The organism is Coprococcus intestinihominis (assembly GCF_040096555.1).
Lineage (GTDB): Bacteria > Bacillota > Clostridia > Lachnospirales > Lachnospiraceae > Coprococcus_A > Coprococcus_A intestinihominis.
This window is the reverse complement of sequence record NZ_JBBMEK010000349.1, coordinates 1-2,810: the sequence shown is the minus strand read 5'-3', so window position 1 is coordinate 2,810 and position 2,810 is coordinate 1. Positions and strand designations below refer to the sequence as shown.

At 46.3% G+C, this 2,810-nt stretch carries 2 protein-coding genes; one reads left to right on the top strand and one right to left on the bottom strand.

All coding sequences use genetic code 11. The annotated features are described in order from the left end of the window. A partial coding sequence (locus WMO25_RS16955; RefSeq protein WP_349086344.1) for an aldehyde dehydrogenase family protein occupies nucleotides 1-1,975 on the bottom strand: 1,975 nt, incomplete at its 3' end. Nucleotides 1,976-2,121: 146 nt separating this feature from the next. Here WMO25_RS16955 and WMO25_RS16950 point away from each other — a divergent pair. Further along, nucleotides 2,122-2,810, top strand: a 689-nt coding sequence (locus tag WMO25_RS16950) for a serine--tRNA ligase (RefSeq protein WP_494337446.1), incomplete at its 3' end; no start/stop codon positions are given.

Sequence of the window (2,810 nt, the reverse complement as noted above, 5' to 3'; positions counted from 1 at the left end):
TGGAACGGAAAGCCATAGCATCGGAAATATCATCTCCGCCGACGAATAAGAGAGAATCAAAAGCATCGGCCATAGCAGCCATGCAGGTACTGATCAGATGTTTGTGGCTTCGAAAAAAGGAAAAATGGCTGTCAGCAATCAATGTAAAATAGGAAAGCCGGCAGGACATATCTGTCAATCGGTTGCTGCAGCTGTCATAGTGTGGATAAAAAGGCAGAAGCGCCGCATGGCATCCGGCATCCGAAGTCATGATGATCAGGCGTGGGAGGGAAGAACTTGCGGATTGCTGATAACGGGTCATGAGCATTTTGGCAATATGGACAGCGGTGCTGTCACCGATGACAATGAGACAATCCGGTGCAGCAGGCAGTTCAGGAAAAAGCGAGTGCTGGCAGAGAAAGTCGGTGATCTGTGAATCATCGGGCGCAAGCTTTAGGCATTCATACTGAATAAAGGGGTATTTTTGCTGTATCCTTTTTATGACAGTCTGAACGGCAGATTCTGAAAATGCAGGACACTGCAGAAAGAGAAGATGGTCTTCATGTTCATAAAGTTTCAGTTGTTCAAGGGGATTTTGTCCATAATAAATTTCTGCAGGAAAAGAAAAGCAGCGGGCGGTTTCGATCATTGTCGAATGGCAGCGGCGGATGGAAAAAAGCTGAGGAATGGCTGAAGAAGGAAGAAGATGGCCATAGATATCCATATATTGCTGGATCATGGATACAGAAGCAGCCGGAGCATTTTCAATTATGGAAAAATCCGGAAGTGCATAGGATAAAAATGAAATCGGTGCATTGTCGGCGGCATAAAGCGCAAGATAATGATGTGTCGGCAGGGGGCGGGTGTCGGAAAAAGGGAAGTCAGTGGAAAAAGATGCACTTTTTGTGGATAAAAGACGAATTTTGTCGGCTGCCTGTTCATAATCATTCACCGATATTAGTACAAGAACCGGGCACAAAAAGGGCAGAAGAAGTGGGTGGGAAGCATTATCCGGTTCGATTTCAAGAATAATGAGGCGGGTGACTTCAGGAATGACAATACCGGCCAGATCAGCCAGTGCCTGCGCAGATTGTCCGATAACAGAAGGATTAACTGTATTGTCCGAAAGGTTGGCAAGAATCGCAGTGAGGCGGACAATTTCTTCCGGGGATGCAAAATAACCGCCGGTGCGGCGCAGGGCATCTTTCAGCGGCGGCAGGATCACAGCATCGGCACAGATTATCTGCTCACCGTTCAAGCACATTCCGTTGTCAAAGGTTTTGGATAAAACAATCTGCCCTGCAGCAAGTGTCGGATCAGCACTGTAGTGGATATAGCAGAAAGCAGGCTGTGGAAAGGAAAGGATACATTCCGCTGAAAAAGCAGAAAATACTTTGCGGATATTGGCGGAAAGTCCGGAAAGAATAAGGCCGCTGATGTCGGGACAGTGATTGCATTTTTCAAGCAGGTTGTCATCAGCAATTTCCAGCCATTGAATGCAGTTGTCAGGTGCACCGGCAGCAATTGCAGCATCACGGACCAGGGAGGCTGTTCGGGCTGATATCTGAAATGCACTGTCAGAAAAGAAAAAAATGAGCGGATTTCCTGTTTGAATGGCAATAGCAGCGGCAAAGAGGGTTTCAGTGACCGGATGTATGGATGATGGTATGCCAAGCAAAGTGCCGGAGGGCTGGATTTGGGTGTGTGTGTCCGTGCAGGAAAGACGTTCTGAAAAGGGAGATTCTGTTTGAAGGCAGCAGGAACGGAGGTCACGAAGCAGGCGTGTGATCATGAGCATCCTGTCCTCAAAAATACCGTAGCCCGTCTCTTGGACGCTGTCACGGGCAAGGGATGCGCAGATGGGCTGAAGGGTATCCAGAACTTGCAGAAAAATCCGGCTTCGTTCGGCAACATTGGTCCAAAGCCATGCGGCACGTGCCTGTCTGGCATAGGTCAGTTGTTCATTCAAAATATCAGGATATAAAAAATCAGTCATGGTTATATTTCCTTTCAAAAGCAGAATTTGAAATAACGCGGAGTAAAATGCCATGTTTATAGTATATGCGTTCATGAAAAAGAGTATGCTGATAAAGAAAGGGCAGGCAGAAGTATTGAAAAAGTATTTTTACAATGGTATAATTAATGCTCGATAAGAATGAATGGATCCGCCCCTGGGCGGGCAGTGATGATGAGGTGACAAAGATGCTTGATATTAAATTAATCAGAGAGAATCCGGATAAGATCAAAGCCGGTTTGAAGGCAAAAGAGGTAGATTGTGACGAATTGATCGACCGTATTCTCGAGTTAGATGAACAGAGAAGAACACTCCTTCAGCAGACAGAAGCGCTGAAGGCTGAACAGAATAAAGTAAGCAAACGGATTCCTGCATTGAAGAAGGCTGGTGAAGATACAACAGCAATTTTCAAGGAAATGGGTGAGATCAAAGGCAAGATTTCCGCGCTGGACGGACAGTTAAGAGATGTTGTGAACGAGTATCAGCAGGATTTATATTGTCTGCCGAATATGCCGGATGATGATCTTTTACCGGGCGGCAAGGAGAATAATGAACCGCTGCGTTATTTTGGCGAACCGAAGAAGTTTGACTTTGAGCCAAAGAACCATGTGGATCTCTGTACAAACCTTGGCCTGATTGATTATGAGCGCGGTGTTAAGCTGGCCGGCAACGGTTTCTGGATTTACAAAGGCATGGGCGCACGTCTTGAATGGGCATTACTGAACTACTTTATTGATACACATCTGGCTGATGGCTATGAGATGATCATGCCGCCATACATGCTTGAATATCAGTGTGGTCTGACAGCAGGTCAGTT